The following is a 21369-nucleotide window of genomic DNA, read 5'->3' as shown; positions in this document are numbered from 1 at the left end:
GCCAGTAGCGCCGCCCTTGGAAGGCGTAGGTGGGCAGGTCGACGCGGCGGGCGCCGGTCCCGGCGAAGAACCGTGCCCACTCGACGGTCGCACCACGGACGTGGGCCTGGGCGAGTGCGGTGACGGCGGTCCCGGCCTCGGGACGACCGCCCCGCAGGACCGGGACGAAGGCCGCACCGTCCCCGGTCACACAGTCCTGGGCCATGGCGGAGAGCACACCGTCGGGACCGAGCTCCAGATACGTGGTGACGCCCACGGCCTCCAGGGCGCGGACGCCATCGAGGAAGCGCACTGCCTCACGGACGTGGCGGACCCAGAAGTCGGCCGAGGCCACCTCGTCGGTGACCAGAGCCCCGGTCAAGTTGGACACCAGAGGAATACGAGGAGCAGCGTAGGCCAGACCCTCCGCCACCTTCCGGAAGTCCGCCAGCATCCCGTCCATGTCCGGGGAGTGGAACGCGTGACTGACCGTCAACCGCTTCGACTTCCGGCCGGCGAAGAACCCCACGATCGCGAGTGCCGCGTCCTCGTCACCGGCGATCACCACCGACTCAGGACCGTTCACCGCCGCGATGCTCACCCGATCGTTCAGCAGCGGCAGAACCTCGCCCTCCGAGGCCTGCAGCGCGATCATCACCCCACCGGCCGGCAGCGCCTGCATCAGCCGCCCGCGAGCGGCCACGAGCGTGCACGCGTCCTCCAGCGAGAACACACCTGCCACATGAGCGGCGGCGATCTCACCGAGCGAATGACCGGACACGAAGTCCGGCCTCACGCCCCAGGACTCCAGCAGCCGGAACAGCGCCACCTCCACCGCGAACAACGCCGGCTGCGCGAACGCGGTCTCATTCAGCAGATCGATGTCGTCCCCGAACACGACATCCCTCAACGGCACTTCGAGATGCACATCCACCCGGGCGCAGACCGCGTCCAAGGCGTCGGCGAACGCCGGATAGGCGTCGTAGAGCTCCCGGCCCATCCCGAGGCGTTGGCTGCCCTGCCCCGTGAACAGGAACGCGAGCGAGCCGGCGGCGGCCGAGCCCGAGCTGAGCGAGGGCTCGCCCTCGCCTGCGACCACGGCCGCCAGCGCCCCCAGGAACTCCTCCCGCTCCCCCGCCACGACCACCGCACGCCGCTCGAGAGCGGCCCTCGACGTGGCCAGGGTGTAGGCCACGTCGACCGGCTCCAGCAGAGGGTCGGCGGCCAGATGTCCCCTGAGCCTGTCGGCCTGGAGGCGCAGCGCCGTCTCGTTCTTGGCCGACAGGACCCACGGCACGACGCCGGGTCGGGTCGACGCGGCGGTCTCGGTGACGTCGTCCGGGGCCTGCTCGACGATCGTGTGGGCGTTGGTGCCGCTGATGCCGAAGGACGAGATGCCGGCGCGACGAGGCCGTCCGGTGTCGGGCCACTCGCGCTGCTCCGTCAGCAGCGAGACGTCACCCGCCGACCAGTCGACGTGCGGGGTGGGCTCGTCGACGTGCAGGGTCTGCGGAAGCACGCCGTGCTCCATGGCGAGCACCATCTTGATGACACCGGCGACACCGGCCGCGGCCTGCGTGTGCCCGATGTTCGACTTGATCGACCCCAGCAGCAACGGCCGGTCCTCGGCACGCTCCTGCCCGTAGGTGGCCAGCAGCGCCTGCGCCTCGATCGGGTCACCCAGTCGCGTACCGGTGCCGTGCGCCTCGACCGCGTCCACGTCAGCGCTCGACAGGCCCGCACTCGCCAGAGCCTGCCGGATCACACGCTGCTGCGAAGGGCCGTTCGGCGCCGTCAGACCGTTACTCGCGCCGTCCTGGTTCACCGCCGAACCCCGCACCAGGGCGAGGACCGGGTGCCCGTTCCGCCGGGCGTCCGACAGCCGCTCCACGAGCAGCATGCCCACACCCTCGCCCCACCCCGTACCGTCGGCGGCCGCCGCGAACGCCTTGATCCGACCGTCCGCGGCAAGACCGCGCTGACGGCTGAAGTCGATGAACGTGCCTGGTGAGGACATGACGGTCACGCCACCGGCCAGGGCCAGCGAGCACTCGCCGCTGCGCAGCGCCTGCGCCGCGAGGTGGAGCGCGACCAGGGACGCGGAGCACGCCGTGTCGACCGTCACCGCCGGGCCCTCGAGCCCGAAGGCGTAGGAGAGCCGGCCGGAGACGACGCTGGCCGCGTTGCCGGTGCCCAGGAATCCTTCGATGCCCTCGGGTATGGCCTGGAGTGCCGTCGCGTAGTCCTGGCCGTTGGTGCCCACGAAGACGCCCGCCTGGCTGCCGCGCAGGGAGGAGGGGTCGATCCCGGCCCGTTCGAAGGCCTCCCACGACGTCTCGAGCAGAAGCCGCTGCTGCGGATCCATCGCCAGCGCCTCACGCGGCGAGATCCCGAAGAAGTCGGCGTCGAACTCGGCCACGTCGTAGAGGAAGCCGCCCCCACGGGCATAGAACGTGCCCTGACGATCCGGGTCAGGACTGTAGAGCCGGTCGAGGTCCCAGCCACGGTCGGCAGGGAAGTCCCCCACCGCGTCCGTCCCCGTCGCCAGCAGCTGCCACAGGTCCTCCGGACTCCGCACACCACCCGGGAACCGGCAACTCATCGCCACAATCGCGATCGGATCGCCATCCGACGCAACCACCGCCGGCAGATCGGCATCCGCGACCCGTACCGTCCCCAGCAGCTCACCCCGCAGGTACTCCGCGAGCGCCGCCGACGTCGGATAGTCGTAGACCAACGTCGCCGGCAACCGCAGCCCCGACGCCACACCCAGCCGATTCCGCAGCTCCACCGCCGTCAGCGAGTCAAAGCCCAGCTCCCTGAACGCCCGCCCCGCCCCCACCGCATCCACCCCGGCATGACCGAGTACGGCGGCGACCTGGGCACGCACCAGTCCGAGCAGCTCGCGGTCCTGCTCGGCCGGGGGGAGTCCGGCCAGTCGTTCCGCCAGGGATGTCGACGCCGCACCGGTTGACGTACCGGTGGCGGCGGAGTCCGCGACGACTGGCTTTGCGCCCGCCAGCTCGGCGAAGAGATTGCTGGGGCGCGCTGCGGTGAAGTCGGGGGCGAAACGGTCCCAGTCCAAGTCAGCGATCACAAGGGTGGCGTCGGAGGCACCGACGGCGCGGTGCATCGCCGTGATGGCGGACCCGGCCTTCATGGGCGGGACCCCGCCGCGGTGCATGCGGGCGGCCATCGCCTCGTCCGCGGCCATGCCGCCCTCGGCCCACGGGCCCCACGCGATCGACGTCGCCGCGAGACCGTCGGCGCGACGCTGCTCGGCGAGCGCGTCGAGGAAGGCATTCGCGGCGGCGTAGTTGCCCTGGCCGGGTGTACCGACCGTGCCGCTCATCGACGAGAACAGCACGAACGCATCCAGCTCGACGCCCAGCTCGACCGTCAACTCGTGCAGATGCAGCGCCGACGTCGCCTTCGCCCGAAGGACGGTCTCCAAACGGTCGGGGGTCATGGCGTCGAGCACGCCGTCGTCCAGGATGCCGGCAGTGTGGACGACGGCGGTCAGGGAATCGGCGTGCTCGACGAGCACCGCCCGCAACGCGTCACGATCCGACGCATCACACGAGACGACCGAGACCTCGACACCCAGCTCCGCCGCCAGCTCCGCGGCACCCGGGGCATCCATGCCGCGGCGGCTCGTCAGCACCAGACGCTCAGCGCCGGCCTCCGCCAGCCACCGCGCCACACGACCACCCAGCGCCCCGGTACCACCCGTCACCAGAACCGTGCCCGACGGAACCCACGACCCCGCACCCTCCGGCAGCGCCGCCCGCACCAGACGACGCCCGAACACACCCGAGGACCGGACCGCCACCTGGTCCTCACCGGAACCAGCCAGCACACCCACCAGACGCGACAGAGCACGCTCGTCCAGCGTCTCAGGCAGATCGACCAGACCGCCCCAGCGGTCGGGGTGCTCCAGCGCAGCGACCCGGCCCAAACCCCACACCTGCGCCTGCACCGGCGACACCAACCGGTCCGAACGACCGACCGACACCGCACCCCGCGTCACACACCAGACGCGGGCACCCACCCCGGCATCACCCAACGCCTGCACCAAGGAAACGGTCCCGGTGAGGCCGAGCATCGACACGACGCCCGCGTACTCACCGGCAACCAGCCCCGCCAGCGCCCCACGGTCCGCATCCGGGGCGACCTCGACCCGCCGCACCTCCGCACCAGACCCCACCAGCGCACCCACCACCGGCGAGTCATCCACGCCCCCGGCCGGAACCACCACCAACCAGGGCCCCGACAGCCGACCAGCGACAGGGACGGGAAGCGGCTTCCACACCACCCGATACCGCCAGCCATCCACCTCCGACCGCTCCCGACCCTGCCGACGCCAAGCCGACAAGGCCGGAAGCACCTCACCCAGCGACGCGTCACCGGAGACATCCAACTCCGCCAGCAGCGACGCCAGATCCTCCCGCTCCACCACGTCCCAGAAGCGGGCATCCGAGGCGTCCGCAGCGCCATCCGATTGAGGCCCCGCAGAGGGCTCCAGCCAGTACCTCTGTCGCTGGAACGCATAAGTCGGCAAGTCGATGTGATGTCCGCCAGACCCGGCGAAGAACTGCCGCCAGTCGACCTCCACGCCTCTCACGTGTGCCTGCGCCAGCGCGGTGACGGCGGCCTCCACCTCCGAACGGCCCCTGCGCAGCACCGGAACGAAGGCGGCGCCCTCGCCGGTGGCAGATTCCTGCGCCATCGCCGACAGCACACCGTCCGGGCCGAGTTCGATGAACGTCGAGACGCCTGCGGCCTCCAACGCCCGGACACCGTCCGCGAAGCGCACTGCCTCACGAACGTGCCGCACCCAGAACTCGGGCGAGGCCATCTCGTCGGTGACCACAGCGCCGGTCAGGTTGGAGACCACCGGGATGCGCGGAGCCCCGAACGACAGCCCCGCCACCACCTCACGGAAGGCGTCGAGCATCCCGTCCATGTGCGGGGAGTGGAACGCGTGACTGACCGTCAGGCGCCTCGACTTCCGGTCCCCGAAGGCTTCCACGATCGCCGTGGCAGCGTCCTCGTCGCCCGCGATGACGACCGACGCCGGACCGTTGACGGCAGCGATACTCGCGCGCTCGTTCAGCAGCGGCAGGACCTCGTCCTCCGAGGCCTGCAGCGCGATCATCACGCCACCGCCCGGAAGCGCCTGCATCAACCGCCCACGCGCCGCCACCAGAGCGCATGCATCCTCCAGCGAGAAGACACCTGCCACATGCGCGGCCGCGATCTCGCCGACCGAGTGACCGGACACGAAGTCCGGCCTGAGGCCCCAGCCGTCGGCAAGCCTGAACAAGGCGACTTCCACCGCGAACAACGCCGGCTGCGCGAACTCCGTACGGTCCAGGAGGTCCGCGTTCTCCCCGAACACCACATCCCTCAGCGGCACATCAAGGTGTGCGTCCAGGTGGGCGCAAGCCGCGTCAAAGGCGTCCGCGAACACCGGGTAGGCGTCGTAGAGTTCGCGGCCCATCCCGAGCCGCTGGCTGCCCTGCCCCGTGAACAGGAACGCGACCTGGCCGCCGACCGGCGAGCCGACGACCGCGCGGACGGATTCCCCGTCGGCCACGGAGGCGAGCCGCTGCAGGAATTCGTCACGGTCGTCGGCGACGACGACGGCGCGGTGGTCGAGGGCCGCCCGGCCGGTCGCCAACGCGCGTCCGACGTGCACCGGATTCAGGTGGGAACGGGTGCCGAGGTGGGCGTGCAGGCGTCCGGCCTGGTCACGCAGGGCGCTCTCGGACTTGCCCGACAGCACCCAGACCGACGTCGCCACGCCGCTCGCCGGGCGACCTGCGCCGACTTCGTCGGCCCGCGGGGCCTCAGCGGCCTGCTCGATGATCGTGTGGGCGTTGGTGCCGCTGATGCCGAAGGACGAGACGCCGGCGCGGCGAGGCCGTCCGGTGTCGGGCCACTCGCGCTGCTCCGTCAGCAGCGAGACTTCACCCGCCGACCAGTCGACGTGCGGGGTGGGCTCGTCCACGTGCAGCGTCTGCGGCAGCACGCCGTGCCGCATCGCCATGACCATCTTGATGATGCCGGCGACACCGGCCGCGGCCTGCGTGTGCCCGATGTTCGACTTGATCGACCCCAGGAAGAGCGGCTGCTCGGGCGAACGTCCCTGGCCGTAGGTGGCCAGCAGCGCCTGCGCCTCGATCGGGTCCCCGAGGCGAGTGCCCGTGCCGTGTGCCTCGACCGCGTCCACATCCGTGGTCGACAGACCGCCACTCGCCAGAGCCTGCCGGATCACACGCTGCTGGGACGGGCCGTTCGGCGCCGTCAGACCGTTGCTCGCGCCGTCCTGGTTCACCGCCGAACCGCGCACGAGAGCCAGCACCGGGTGACCGTTCCGCCGGGCATCGGACAGCCGCTCCACCAGCAGCATGCCCACGCCCTCGCCCCAGCCCGTACCGTCGGCGGCCGCGGCGAACGCCTTGATCCGGCCGTCCGCGGCAAGGCCCCGCTGACGGCTGAAGTCGACGAAAGTCTCCGGGGTCGACATCACCGTCACACCACCGGCCAGAGCCATGGAACACTCGCCCTGGCGCAGCGCCTGCACCGCCCAGTGCAGCGCCACCAACGACGACGAACACGCCGTGTCGACCGTCACCGCCGGACCTTCGAGCCCCAGCGCGTACGAGACACGACCCGACATCACACTGCCCGCGTTACCGGTCCCCAAGTGGCCTTCGAAGTCACCGGTCTCCCCCGCGGCCAGGGACAGGTAGTCCTGGCCGTTGGTGCCCACGAACACACCCGTCTGGCTCCCACGCAGGGAGGACGGGTCGATCCCGGCCCGTTCGAAGGCCTCCCACGACGTCTCCAGCAGCAGCCGCTGCTGCGGATCCATCGCCAGCGCCTCACGCGGCGAGATCCCGAACAGGTCGGCGTCGAACTCGGCCACGTCGTACAGGAAGCCGCCCCCACGGGCATAGAACGTGCCCTGACGATCCGGGTCAGGACTGTAGAGCCGGTCCAGATCCCAGCCACGATCGACCGGGAACTCCCCCACCGCGTCCGTCCCCGCCGCCAGCAACTGCCACAGATCCTCCGGACTCCGCACACCACCCGGAAAACGGCAGCCCATCGCCACGATCGCGATCGGATCATCGTCCGTAGTGACCGCCGCAGGCAGGTCGGCATCCGCAACACGAACCGTCCCCAGCAGCTCACCCCGCAGATACTCAGCGAGCGCCGCCGACGTCGGATAGTCGTAGACCAACGTCGCCGGCAACCGCAGCTCCGTCGCCGCACCCAGCCGATTCCGCAGCTCCACCGCCGTCAGCGAGTCAAAGCCCAGCTCCTTGAACGCCCGCCCCGCCCCCACCGCGTCCACCCCGGCATAACCCAGGACAGCCGCCACGTGGCCTCGGACCAGGTCCAGCAGCATCCGCTCCTGCTCACCCGCGGCGACAGCGGACAACCGGCCGACGAACGAAACGGAATCCGGCGCGTCGGCGGCAGCCTCTGCGCCTTCCGCCTGCAGCGCACGCGCCTCTCGCAGGTCAGCGAAGAGCGAACTGGCGCGCACCGCGGCGAACCCCGCGATGAACCGCTCCCACTCCACATCGGCCACGGTGACCACGGCCTCACCCGAACCGATCGCCTGCTGCAGGGCGTTGATCGCCAGATCGACCCGCATCGGGGGGACACCGTCCCGGCGCATACGGGACGCAAGCCCCTCGTCCGCGGCCATGCCGCCCTCGGCCCACGGCCCCCACGCGATGGACGTCGCCGCAAGACCATCCGCACGCCGCTGCTCGGCGAGAGCATCCAGAAGGGCGTTCGCGGCCGCGTAGTTCCCCTGACCGGGTGTCCCGACCGTGCCGCTCATCGACGAGAACAGCACGAAGGCATCCAGCTCGACGCCCAGCTCGACCGTCAGCTCGTGCAGATGCAGTGCCGACGTGGCCTTGGCCCGAAGAACACCGTCAATGCGCTCCGGAGTCAGGGCATCCAGCACGCCGTCGTCCAAGACGCCGGCCGTGTGGACGACGGCGGTCAGGGAATCAGCGTGCTGGGCGAGCACAGCCCGTAGCGCCTCACGGTCGGAGGCATCACACGCCACGACCGACACCTCGGCACCCAGCTCCGCCACCAGCTCCGCAGCACCGGGCGCGTCCATCCCGCGGCGGCTCGTCAGCACCAGCCGCTCAGCACCCGCACCGGCAAGCCACCGGGCGACGTGACGACCGAGTGCGCCCGTGCCACCGGTGATCAGTACGGTGCCCGACGGGGCCCACGCCCCTGTGCCTCCGGGCATCGAGGCCCGCACCAGACGACGCCCGAACACACCCGAGGACCGGACCGCCACCTGGTCCTCGGCCGACCCGGCCAACACACCCACCAGACGCGACAGCGCGCGCTCGTCCAGCGTCTCGGGGAGATCGACCAGACCACCCCAGCGGTCAGGGTGCTCCAGCGCGGCAACGCGACCCAGACCCCACACCTGCGCCTGCACCGGCGACACCAGCCGGTCCGAACGACCAACCGACACCGCACCCCGCGTCAGACACCAGACACGGGCGCCCACCCCGGCATCACCCAACGCCTGCACCAACAGCACCGTGTCAGCAAGCCCGAGCATCGACACGACACCCGCGTACTCACTCGCAACCAGCCCCACCAGCGCGCCACGGTCCATACCCGGCGCCACCTCGACCCGGCGCACCTCCGCACCAGACCCCACCAGCGCGCCCACCACCGGCGAGTCATCCACGCCCCCGCCCGGCACCACCACCAACCAGGTTCCCGACAGCCGACCAGCGGCAGGGATGGGAAGCGGCTTCCACACCACCCGATACCGCCAGCCGTCCACCTCCGACCGCTCACGCTCCTGCCGACGCCACGCCGCCAGACCGGGCAGGACGCTGCCCCAGGCGCCGGAGTCCTCCGCGTCGAGCGTCGTGGCCAGCGATGCGTGGTCCTCGCGCTCCACCGCATCCCAGAACCAGGAATCAGCGACATCGGCTGCGGATTCACGTACGACCGAGGCGGAGGGCTCCACCCAGAACCGCTGCCGCTGGAAGGCATAGGTCGGAAGGTCCACTCGCCGAGCACCCGTGCGGGCGAAGTACGCGTACCAGTCGATCGTGAGGCCTCTGACATGGGCCTGTGCAAGAGCAGCACCCAGGCTTTCACCCTCGGGACGGACGGCACGAAGCACGGGGACGAACAACGCGTCCTCGGCGACGCACTCCTGCGCCAACGCCGACAGCACACCGTCCGGACCCAGCTCCAGGTAGGTGCTGACCCCGGCCGCCTCCAGCGCACGGATCCCGTCCAGGAAGCGCACCGTCTCGCGGACGTGCCGCACCCAGAAGTCAGCCGACGCCATCTCGTCGGTGACGAAAGCGCCGGTCAGGTTGGAGACGACGGGGATACGCGGAGCCCCGAACGACAGCCCCGCCACCACCTCACGGAACGCCTCCAGCATTCCGTCCATGTGCGGGGAGTGGAACGCGTGACTGACCTTGAGCCGCTTCGACTTACGGCCTTCGAACCGCGCGACGATCTCCAGCGCCGCATCCTCGTCGCCCGCGATGACGACCGACTCCGGACCGTTCACCGCCGCGACGCTCACCCGACCGTCAAGCAGCGGCAGGACCTCGTCCTCCGACGCCTGCAGCGCGATCATCACGCCACCCGTGGGCAGGGCCTGCATCAGCCGCCCACGCGCGGCCACCAGAGCGCACGCATCCTCCAGCGAGAAGACACCTGCCACATGCGCGGCGGCGATCTCGCCGACCGAGTGACCCGACACGAAGTCCGGACGCACACCCCAGCTCTCCAGCAGCCGGAACAGCGCCACCTCCACCGCGAACAACGCCGGCTGCGTGAACGCGGTCTCATTGAGAAGATCGGCATCGCCGCCGAACAGCACATCGGCCAGCGGCACGTCGAGGTGCGCGTCCATGTGCGCGCACACCATGTCCAGGGCATCCGCGTAAGCCGGGTAGGTGTCGTAGAGTTCCCGTCCCATCCCAAGGCGCTGGCTGCCCTGCCCCGTGAACAGGAACGCCGTGCCGCCGTCGTCCGCCACACCCGTCGTGACGGCGGGCGGATTCTCGCCGGCGGCCAGTTGTGCGAGAAGTTCCGCGACTCCACGTGTGCTGTCGGCCGTGACGACCGCGCGGTGTTCCAGGTGCGCGCGGCCGGTTGCGAGGGAGTAGGAGATGTCGACGGGCCGCGAGGCGTTGCCGTCCGCCGCCCCTGCCGACGCAAGGTGAGCGCTGAGGGCGGCGGCCTGGGCGCGCAGGGCCTCGGGGGTCCTGGCCGACAGGACGTACGGGAGGACGCCGGATGTCTGCGACGGCGACTCAGCGGCCTCGGCGGTGTCGTCCGGTGCCTGCTCGATGATGGTGTGGGCGTTGGTGCCGCTGATGCCGAAGGACGAGATGCCGGCGCGTCGGGGGCGGTCCGCGTCGGGCCACTCCCGCTGCTCGGTCAGCAGGGCGATCTCACCCGCCGACCAGTCGACGTGCGGGGTGGGCTCGTCCACGTGCAGCGTCTGCGGCAGTACACCGTGCCGCATCGCCATGACCATCTTGATGATGCTGGCGACACCGGCTGCGGCCTGCGTGTGCCCGATGTTCGACTTCACGGAACCCAGGAAGAGCGGCCGGTCCTCGGCACGCTCCTGGCCATAAGTGGCGAGCAGCGCCTGCGCCTCGATGGGGTCGCCCAGCGTCGTACCGGTGCCGTGTGCCTCGACCGCGTCCACGTCCGAGGCCGCCAGGCCCGCACTCGCTAGGGCCTGCCGGATCACACGCTGCTGCGACGGTCCGTTCGGCGCCGTCAGACCGTTGCTCGCACCGTCCTGGTTCACCGCCGAACCCCGCACCACCGCCAGTACCGGGTGACCGTTGCGCCGGGCGTCCGACAGCCGCTCCACGAGCAGCATGCCCACACCCTCGCCCCAGCCCGTACCGTCGGCGGCCGCGGCGAACGCCTTGATCCGACCGTCCGCGGCAAGACCGCGCTGGCGACTGAAGTCGACGAAGGTCTCCGGGGTCGACATCACCGTCACACCACCGGCCAGAGCCAGCGAGCACTCGCCGTTGCGCAGCGCTTGCACCGCCCAGTGCAGCGCCACCAACGACGACGAGCAGGCCGTGTCGACTGTCACCGCCGGACCCTCGAGCCCCAGCGCGTACGAGACACGACCCGACATCACACTGCCCGCGTTACCGGTACCGATGTGTCCTTCCAGTCCGTCCGACTCGCGGGCTACGAGGGAGAGGTAGTCCTGTCCGTTCGTTCCGACGAACACACCTGTCTGGCTGCCGCGCAGGTAGGAGGGGTCGATCCCGGCCCGTTCGAAGGCCTCCCACGACGTCTCCAGCAGAAGCCGCTGCTGCGGATCCATCGCCAGCGCCTCACGCGGCGAGATCCCGAAGAACTCCGCGTCGAAGTCGGCCGCCCCGTCTACGAAGCCGCCTTCCCGGGTGTACGAGGTTCCGGCACGTTCCGGGTCAGGGCTGTAGAGCCGGTCGAGGTCCCAGCCACGGTCGGCAGGGAAGTCCCCCACCGCGTCCGTCCCCGTCGCCAGCAGCTGCCACAGGTCCTCCGGAGACCGCACACCACCCGGAAAACGGCAGCCCATCGCCACGATCGCGATCGGGTCGTCGCCCGTGGTGACCGCCGCAGGCAGATCCGCATCCGCGACGCGGACCGTCCCCAGCAGCTCGCCCCGCAGGTACTCGGCCAGCGCCGCCGACGTCGGGTAGTCGTAGACCAACGTCGCCGGCAACCGCAGCTCCGTCGCCGCACCCAGCCGATTCCGCAACTCGACTGCCGTCAGCGAGTCGAAGCCCAACTCCTTGAAGGCCCGCCCCGCCCCTACCGCGTCCACCCCGGCATGACCCAGGACAGCCGCCACGTGGCCTCGGACCAGGTCCAGCAGCATCCGCTCCTGCTCACCCGCGGCGACAGCGGACAACCGGCCGACGAACGAAACGGAATCCGGCGCGTCGGCGGCCACCCCCGTCGAGGCGCCCCGCGGCTTGACCGCGTCTCGTACTTCCTGCAGCTCGCTGAACAGTTCGCTGGCGCGAGCGGCGGTGAATCCCGCGAGGAAGCGGTCCCAATCCAGGTCGGCCACGGTGAGGGCGGCCGCACCGGAATCGACCGCCCGCCGCAAGACGCTGACCGCCAGATCCGCCCTCATCGGCGGTACGCCGTCCCGGCGCATACGGGACGCAAGCCCCTCAGCCATGCCGGCCTCGGCCCACGGGCCCCACGCGATCGACGTCGCCGCAAGACCATCCGCACGCCGCTGCTCGGCGAGAGCATCCAGGAAGGCGTTCGCGGCCGCGTAATTGCCCTGCCCGGCGGCGCCAACCGTGCCGCTCATCGACGAGAACAGCACGAACGCATCCAGCTCTACACCAAGCTCGACCGTCAGCTCGTGCAGATTCAGCGCCGACGTCGCCTTCGCCCGAAGGACGGTCTCCAAACGTTCCGAGGTCATGGCGTCGAGCACGCCGTCATCCAGGACGCCCGCCGTGTGAACGACAGCGGTCAGGGAATCGGCATGCTCGGCAAGCACCGCCCGCAGCGCCTCACGATCCGACGCGTCACACGCGACGACCGAGACCTCGACACCCAGCTCCGCCACCAGCTCCGCGGCACCCGGGGCATCCATCCCGCGGCGGCTCGTCAGCACCAGACGCTCAGCACCCGCATCCGCCAGCCAGCGCGCCACACGGCCACCCAGCGCACCCGTGCCACCCGTGACCAGCACCGTTCCCGACGGGGTCCACGACTCCGCACCCTCCGGCAGCGCAGCCCGCACCAGACGACGCCCGAACACACCCGACGAACGCACCGCCACCTGGTCCTCGACCGACCCGGCCAACACACCCACCAGACGCGACAGAGCACGCTCATCCAGCGTCCCGGGCAGATCGACCAGACCGCCCCAACGGTCAGGGTGCTCCAGCGCAGCGACCCGGCCCAGACCCCACACCTGCGCCTGCACCGGCGACACCAACCGGTCCGACCGACCGACCGACACCGCACCCCGCGTCACACACCACAACCGGGCATCGCTGCCGGCATCACCCAACGCCTGCACCAACAGCACCGTGTCAGCAAGCCCGAGCATCGACACGACACCCGCATACTCACCCGCAACCAGCCCCGCCAACGCGCCACGGTCCAAGCCCGGCGCCACCTCGACCCGGCGCACCTCCGCACCAGACCCCGACAGCGCACCCACCACCGGCGAGTCATCCACGCCCCCGCCCGGCACCACCACCAACCACGACCCCGACAACCGACCAGCGGCAACCGTCACCGGCTTCCAGCTCGCCCGGTAACACCACCTCTCGGCCAGGGCCTGATCCTGACCACGCCGACGCCAGGCCGACAGAGCCGGGACCATGTTTCCCCAGGCCGCCGTGTCGTCGACGCCGAGCATGGCCCCGAGGGTCGTCAGGTCCTCCTGCTCGATCACGTCCCAGAAGCGCGCGTCGATGGTGTCGACGCTCTTCGCGACAGGAGCGACGGCGGCCCGCTGCGCCTCCGGCCAGTACCGCGTCCGCTGGAAGGCATAGGTCGGCAGGTCCACTCGCCGAGCACCCGGGTCGGCGAAGAACCCGGCCCAATCCACCTCCACACCCCGCACGTGTGCCTGCGCCAGCGCCGTGACCGCGCTCTCCGCCTCCGGACGGCCCCTTCGCAGTACGGGAACAAAGGCCACGCCCTCGCCGGTCACGCACTCCTGTGCCATCGCCGACAGCACGCCGTCCGGGCCGAGCTCCAGATACGTGGTGACCCCTGCCGCCTCCAGGGCGCGGACGCCGTCGAGGAAGCGCACTGCCTCACGGACGTGCCGAACCCAGAAGTCCGCCGAGGCCATCTCGTCGCCGGCCACGGCACCGGTCAGGTTCGAGACGACCGGGATGCGCGGAGCCCCGAACGAGAGCTGCTCCACTACCTCGCGGAAGGCGTCGAGCATCCCGTCCATGTGCGGGGAGTGGAACGCGTGACTGACCGCCAGCCGCTTCGACTTCCTCCCCTCGAAGGACTCCGCGATCGCGACCGCGGCGTCCTCGTCGCCCGCGATGACGACCGACTCCGGACCGTTCACCGCCGCGACGCTCACCCGGCCGTCAAGCAGCGGCAGGACCTCGTCCTCCGACGCCTGCAGCGCGATCATCACGCCATCGCCCGGAAGCGCCTGCATCAACCGACCACGCGCCGCAACCAGAGCGCACGCGTCCTCCAGCGACAGCACCCCGGCAACATGCGCGGCCGCGATCTCACCCACCGAGTGACCCGACACGAAGTCCGGACGCACACCCCAGCTCTCCAGCAGCCGGAACAGCGCCACCTCCACCGCGAACAACGCCGGCTGCGTGAAGGCGGTCTGGTCGAGGAGGCCCGCGTCCTCCCCGAACAGCACGTCCCGCAGGGGCACATCAAGGTGTGCGTCCAGGTGGGCGCAGACCACATCGAGCGCGTCGGCGAACACCGGGTAGGCGTCGTAGAGTTCCCGGCCCATCCCGAGGCGCTGGCTGCCCTGTCCCGTGAACAGGAACGCGAGTGAGCCGGCCGTCACGACGCCCTGGACCGATCCGGGGGGCGCTTCGCCGGCGGCAAGCCCGTGAAGCCCCGCCGGCAGCGAATCGTGGTTCTCGACGCAGCTGACCAGGACCGCACGCGTCTCCAGCGCGGTACGTCCGGTCGCCAGCGTGAAGGCGGCGTCGCGGAGGGAAGCCGCGGGGTGCACCGTCAAGTGGGTCGCCAGGCGTGCGGCCTGGGCCCGCAACGCGGTGGGGTTCCGTGCGGAGAGCAGGACAGGCAGCACCGAAGGTGCCGTGCCGGCCGCGGGCTCCTCGACGTGCTCCGCGAGATCGGGGGCCTGTTCGACGATGGTGTGGGCGTTGGTGCCGCTGAGGCCGAACGACGAGATGCCGGCGCGGCGGGGCCGTCCGGTGTCGGGCCACTCGCGCTGCTCCGTCAGCAGCGAGACGTCGCCCGCCGACCAGTCGACGTGCGGAGTCGGCTCGTCCACGTGCAGGGTCCGCGGCAGCACACCGTGCCGCATCGCCATGACCATCTTGATGACGCCCGCCACGCCGGCCGCGGCCTGCGTGTGACCGATGTTCGACTTGATCGACCCCAGAAGGAGCGGCTGCTCGGGCGAACGCCCCTGGCCGTAGGTGGCCAGCAGCGCCTGCGCCTCGATCGGGTCGCCCAGCCGCGTACCGGTGCCGTGCGCCTCCACCGCGTCCACATCGGCGGGAGAAAGGCCCGCACCGGCCAGGGCCTGCCGGATCACTCGCTGCTGGGACGGCCCGTTCGGCGCCGTCAGGCCGTTGCTCGCGCCGTCCTGGTTGATCGCCGAGCCCCGCACCAGGGCGAGGACCGGGTGCCCGTTCCGCCGGGCGTCCGACAGCCGCTCCACGAGCAGCATGCCCACGCCCTCGCCCCACCCCGTACCGTCGGCGGCCGCCGCGAACGCCTTGACCCGGCCGTCCTCCGCCAGGCCCCGCTGACGACTGAAGTCGACGAACGCCTCAGGGGTCGACATCACCGTCACGCCACCGGCCAGCGCGAGGGAGCACTCGCCCTGCCGCAGCGCCTGGACGGCGAGGTGCAGTGCCACCAGGGAGGACGAGCATGCCGTGTCGACGGTGATCGCGGGGCCTTCGAGTCCGAAGACGTAGGAGAGCCGCCCCGAGACGACGCTTGCCGCGTTGCCGGTGCCGACGTGTCCTTCCAGGCCGTCCGACTCCCCCGTGACGAGGGAGAGATAGTCCTGGCCGTTGGTGCCGACGAAGACGCCCGCCTGGCTGCCGCGCAGGGACGACGGAGCGATGCCGGCCCGTTCGAACGCCTCCCAGGACGTCTCCAGCAGCAGACGCTGCTGCGGGTCCATCGCCAGCGCCTCGCGCGGCGAGATGCCGAAGAAGTCCGCGTCGAACTCGGCGACGTCGTAGAGGAATCCGCCTTCCAGCGTGTCGGTGGTCCCGGGGCGTCCGGGTTCGGCGCCGTAGGGACCGGTCACGTCCCAGCCTCGGTCGGCCGGGAAGTCACCGATCGCGTCGGACCCGTCGACGAGGAGCTTCCACAGCTCCTCCGGGGTTCGGACGTCGCCCGGGAACCGGCAGCTCATCGCCACGATGGCGATCGGGTCGTCGTCTACGGCCGCCGTCGTGGCGACCGGGCCCGTCACCGCGTGCTGCGTGCCCTGCAGCTCGCGGCGCAGGAATCCCGCGAGCGCGGTCGAGGTCGGGTAGTCGTACACGAGGGTGGTGGGCAGTCGCAGGTCGGTGGCCGCGCCGAGGCGGTTGCGCAGTTCGACGGCCGTCAGGGAGTCGAAGCCCAGCTCCTTGAAGGCGCGGTCGGCACTCACGGCTTCGGCTCCACCGTGACCGAGGACGGCCGCGACATGTGTACGCACCAGGGTGAGCAGCTCGCGCTCCTGCTCGGGCTCCGTCAGCCCCGCGAGCCGCCGGGCCGCGGTGCCCGCCACCTCGGCAGCCGTGACGGTCCCGGCGTGCGTGACGAAGTCGCCGATCAATGGCAGCGGTCGGACGGACGTCATGAAGCGCGCGAAGCGGTCCCATTCGATGTGAGCGACCGTCAGCGACGCCTCGCCCGCACCCACGATCGCCGGCAGGGCCGCCATGGCCGACTCGGGCGCCATGGGCGGCACGCCCTCGTGGCGCATACGGGCGTCCATCGTGTCGTCGGCGGCCATGCCGCCTTCGGCCCACGGGCCCCACGCGATGGACGTCGCCGCGAGACCGTCGGCGCGGCGCTGCTCGGCGAGCGCGTCCAGGAAGGCATTGGCCGCGGCGTAGTTGCCCTGCCCGGCGGCGCCGATCGTGCCGCTCATCGACGAGAACAGCACGAACGCATCCAGCTCTACACCAAGCTCGACCGTCAGCTCGTGCAGGTTGAGCGCCGACGTGGCCTTCGCCCGCAGAACACCCTGGATGCGGTCGGGGGTCAGGCCGTCCAGCACGCCGTCGTCGAGCACGCCTGCGGTGTGGACGACAGCGGTCAGGGAATCGGCGTGCTCGACGAGCACCGCCCGCAACGCGTCACGATCGGAGACGTCACACGAGACGACCGAGACCTCCACGCCCAGCTCCGCCACCAGCTCCGCGGCACCCGGCGCATCCATCCCGCGGCGGCTGGTCAGCACCAGACACTCAGCGCCGGCCTCCGCCAGCCACCGCGCCACACGGCCACCCAGCGCACCCGTGCCACCCGTCACCAGCACCGTGCCCGACGGCGACCACGACCCCGCACCCTCCGGCAACGAAGCCCGCACCAGACGACGCCCGAACACACCCGACGAACGCACCGCCACCTGATCCTCACCGGAACCAGCCAGCACACCCACCAGACGCGACAGCGCACGCTCATCCAGTACCTCGGGCAGATCGACCAGACCACCCCAGCGGTCAGGGTGCTCCAGCGCAGCGACCCGGCCCAGCCCCCACACCTGCGCCTGCACCGGCGACACCAACCGATCCGCACGACCGACCGACACCGCACCCCGCGTCACACACCACAACCGGGCATCGCTGCCGGCATCACCCAACGCCTGCACCAACAACACCGTGTCAGCAAGCCCGAGCATCGACACGACACCCGCATACTCACCCGCGACCAGCCCCGCCAGCACGCCCCGGTCCAAGCCCGAACCGACCTCGACCCGCCGCACCTCCACACCGGACCCCGACAGCACACCCACCACCGGCGAGTCATCCACGCCCCCGCCCGGCACCACCACCAACCACGACCCAGACAACCGCCCACCGGGGGCCTCGGCCAGCGGCTTCCACACCACCCGATACCGCCAGCCGTCCACCTCCGACCGCTCACGTTCCTGCCGGCGCCACGCCGCCAGGGCGGGAATCAGCTCGCTGAGCGGCCGGTCGCCGTCCAGATCGAGGTCGAGGCCCAGCGTCGCCGCGAGTCCGGCCACGTCCTCCTGCTCGATCGCGTCCCAGAAGGCACTGTCGGCGGCGCTCGTGCCCTGCGCGATGTCGGCGGCGGTACCGGTGCCCGCGTCCATCCAGTAGCGCGAGCGCTGGAAGGCGTACGTCGGCAGGTCCACGCGCCGTGCTCCGCTGCCGCGGAAGAGGCGGCGCCAGTCGACCGCCGCGCCGCGTACGTGAGCGCGGGCGACGGCGGTGAGCAGGGTGACGTCCTCGGCACGGCCGGAGCGCAGGGCCGCGGCGAAGGCGGTGCCCTGGGGGTCGACGCAGTCCTGCGCCATCGCGGTGAGCACGGCGTCGGGGCCGAGTTCGACATACGTGGTGACGCCGCGGTCCTCGAGGGTGCGGACGCCGTCCAGGAAACGCACGGCGTCGCGGACGTGCCGCACCCAGTGCTCGGGGTCGGCCAGTTCGCCGGGGGTGGCGGCGCGTCCGGTGAGGAGGGAGACGAGAGGGAGTGTCGGGGTGCCGTACTCGAGCACCTGCGCCACGCGGCGGAACTCCTCCAGCATGCCGTCCATGCGGGGCGAGTGGAACGCGTGGCTGACGACGAGCTGCCTGGTCTTGCGGCCCTGCGCCGCGAAGTGGGCGGCGACGTCCTTCGCGGCGTCCTCGTCGCCCGCGACGACCACCGACTCGGGACCGTTGACCGCGGCGATGCCGACGCGCTCGTTCAGCAGGGGCAGGACCTCGTCCTCCGCCGCCTGGACCGCGATCATCACGCCGCCACGGGGCAGCTCCTGCATCAACCGACCGCGCGCCGCCACGAGGGTGCACGCGTCCTCCAGCGAGAACACGCCCGCGACATGCGCCGCCGCGATCTCACCGACCGAATGGCCGAGGACCACGTCCGGCCGCAGTCCCCAGCTCTCCAGCAGCCGGAACAGGGCCACCTCGACCGCGAAGAGCGCGGGCTGGGTGTAGGCGGTCTCGTCGAGCAGCGCGGCCTCGGGCGTGCCCTCTTCCGCGAAGAGCACGTCGAGCAGGGGCCGTTCGAGTTGGTCGTCGAGGTACCAGCAGGCGTCGTCGAGGGTGTCGGCGAACTCCGGGTAGGTGTCGTACAGCTGACGGCCCATACCCAGGCGCTGGCTGCCCTGCCCCGTGAACAGGAAGGCGAGCCGGCCGGTGGCGGGCTCGCCGTGGACGGTGGCGGGGGTCTCGACGCCGTCGGCGAGGGTGTGCAGCGCCTGCAGGAACGTCTCGCGGTCGGCACCCAGCAGTACGGCGCGGTGTTCGAAGACGCCGCGGGTGGTGGCGAGGGAGTGGCCGATGTCGGCGGGGGTGAGGTGCGGGTCGGCGGTGACGTGGTCGGCGAGCCGCCGGGCCTGGGCGCGCAGGGATTCGGGGGTCTTCGCGGACAGGGTCCAGGGCAGGAGCGGCCGGCGCGGCGCGCCTGCGGCGTCGGCGGACTCCCGCTCGTCGTCGGTGCCTTCGCCGGTACCGGGGTGGGGCTCACCGGACGGAGTCCGCCGGTCGACGGCCGCTCCCGCTCCCGCGTCCGCGTCCGCGGGTTCCTCGATGATGGCGTGCGCGTTGGTGCCGCTCATGCCGAACGAGGACACGCCGGCGCGGCGGGGCCGGTCGCCCCGGGGCCACTCGACGGGCGCGGTGAGCAGGGAGACGGCTCCGGCCTCCCAGTCGACGTGCGGGGTGGGCTCGTCCACGTGCAGGGTCCGCGGCAGCACCTCGTGCCGCATCGCCATGACCATCTTGATGATGCCGGCGACACCGGCCGCGGCCTGCGTGTGACCGATGTTCGACTTCAGGGATCCGAGCCACAGCGGGCTGTCCTCGGGCCGGTCCTTGCCGTACGTGGCCAGCAGTGCCTGGGCCTCGATGGGGTCGCCCAGTGTCGTACCCGTGCCGTGCGCCTCCACCGCGTCCACGTCCGCGCTCGACAGCCCCGCGTTGGCGAGGGCCTGACGGATCACGCGCTGCTGCGAGGGGCCGCTCGGCGCGGTCAGGCCGTTGCTCGCGCCGTCCTGGTTGATGGCGGAACCGCGCACCACCGCCAGCACCGGGTGCCCGTTGCGCCGCGCGTCGGACAGGCGCTCCACCAGCAGCATGCCGGCGCCCTCGCCCCAGCCCGTGCCGTCGGCCGCCGCCGCGAACGGCTTGCACCGGCCGTCGGGGGCCAGGCCGCGCTGGCGGCTGAAGGCGATGAAGGATCCGGGGCTCGCCATGACGGCGACGCCGCCGGCCAGGGCGAGGGCGCACTCCCCGGTGCGCAGGGCCTGGACGGCGAGGTGAAGGGCGGCGAGGGAGGAGGAGCAGGCGGTGTCGACGGTGACCGTCGGACCCTCGAAGCCGAAGGTGTAGGCGATACGGCCGGAGGCGACGCTGGCCGCGTTGCCGGTGACGAGGTACCCCTCGAATCCGTCCGTGGCGTCCTGGAGCCGGGGGCCGTATTCCTGGGTCTCCGCGCCGACGAACACGCCGACCTGGCCGCCGCGCAGTCCGGCGGGGTCGACGCCGGCCCGGTCGAACGCCTCCCAGGACGTCTCGAGCAGCAGTCGCTGCTGCGGGTCCATGGCGAGCGCTTCACGCGGGGATATCCCGAAGAATGCCGCGTCGAATTGGTCGGCGTCGTGGAGGAATCCGCCCTCGCGGGTGTAACTCGTTCCGGCCCGGTCGGGGTCGGGGTCGTAGAGCGAGTCGAGGTCCCAGCCGCGGTCGGTGGGAAATTCGGTGATGGCGTCGGTGCCGGCGGCGACGAGGTCCCAGAGCGCTTCCGGGGATTGGACGCCGCCGGGGAAGCGGCAGCCGATGCCGACGATGGCGATGGGTTCGTCGCTGCTGACGGCGGCGGTGACGGGCGTACCGGCGGTGTCGTCCAGGCCGAGGAGCCCGGCGCGGAGGTGCCGGGTGAGGGCTGCGGGGGTGGGGTGGTCGAACGCGAGGGTGGCGGGGAGCCGCAGGCCTGTTCCCGCGGTGAGGCGGGCGTGCAGGTCGACGGCGGCAAGGGAGTCGAAGCCGAGTTCGAGGAAGGGACGTCCGGGGTCGAGCACGGCGGGGGCGGCGTCGCGCAGGGCGGCGGAGACCAGTGAGGTGACCCATTCGAGCAGGGCGGCGTGCTGCTCGGCTTCGGTCAGGGGGGTCAGCCGCTCGCGCCAGGACGGTGCGTCGGACGCGGATTCGGGAGCGGCGTCGATCTCGGGCGGGAAATCCGCGGACTCATTCAGCATCGCACGCTCCATTACCCCCGGACAAGAACCCAAGACCAGGGGTCACTCTCGCATGCACGGGAAGGGGGAGAAACCCCTAACAATCCCCTACGGGCCCCTAGTCGGGGATCCCGGACTCAATCCGTTCGACGTGCGGCTTCACCAGGATGCGGGGAGAGCGGAGGCAATTGCAAGAAAGAACGGGAAGAACGGCGAGAATTCCCGGGAAG

At 71.4% G+C, this 21369-nt stretch carries 1 protein-coding gene; it reads right to left on the bottom strand.

Translation table 11 applies throughout. The features are described from left to right. Positions 1–21160, bottom strand: a 21160-nt coding sequence (locus CHF15_RS42595; protein ID WP_107418626.1) for a type I polyketide synthase, incomplete at its 3' end; no start/stop codon positions are given. Positions 21161–21369 lie beyond the last annotated feature (209 nt).

The organism is Actinacidiphila glaucinigra (genome assembly GCF_900188405.1).
GTDB classification, from domain to species: domain Bacteria; phylum Actinomycetota; class Actinomycetes; order Streptomycetales; family Streptomycetaceae; genus Actinacidiphila; species Actinacidiphila glaucinigra.
This window is presented reverse-complemented; position numbering and strand designations above follow the sequence as displayed.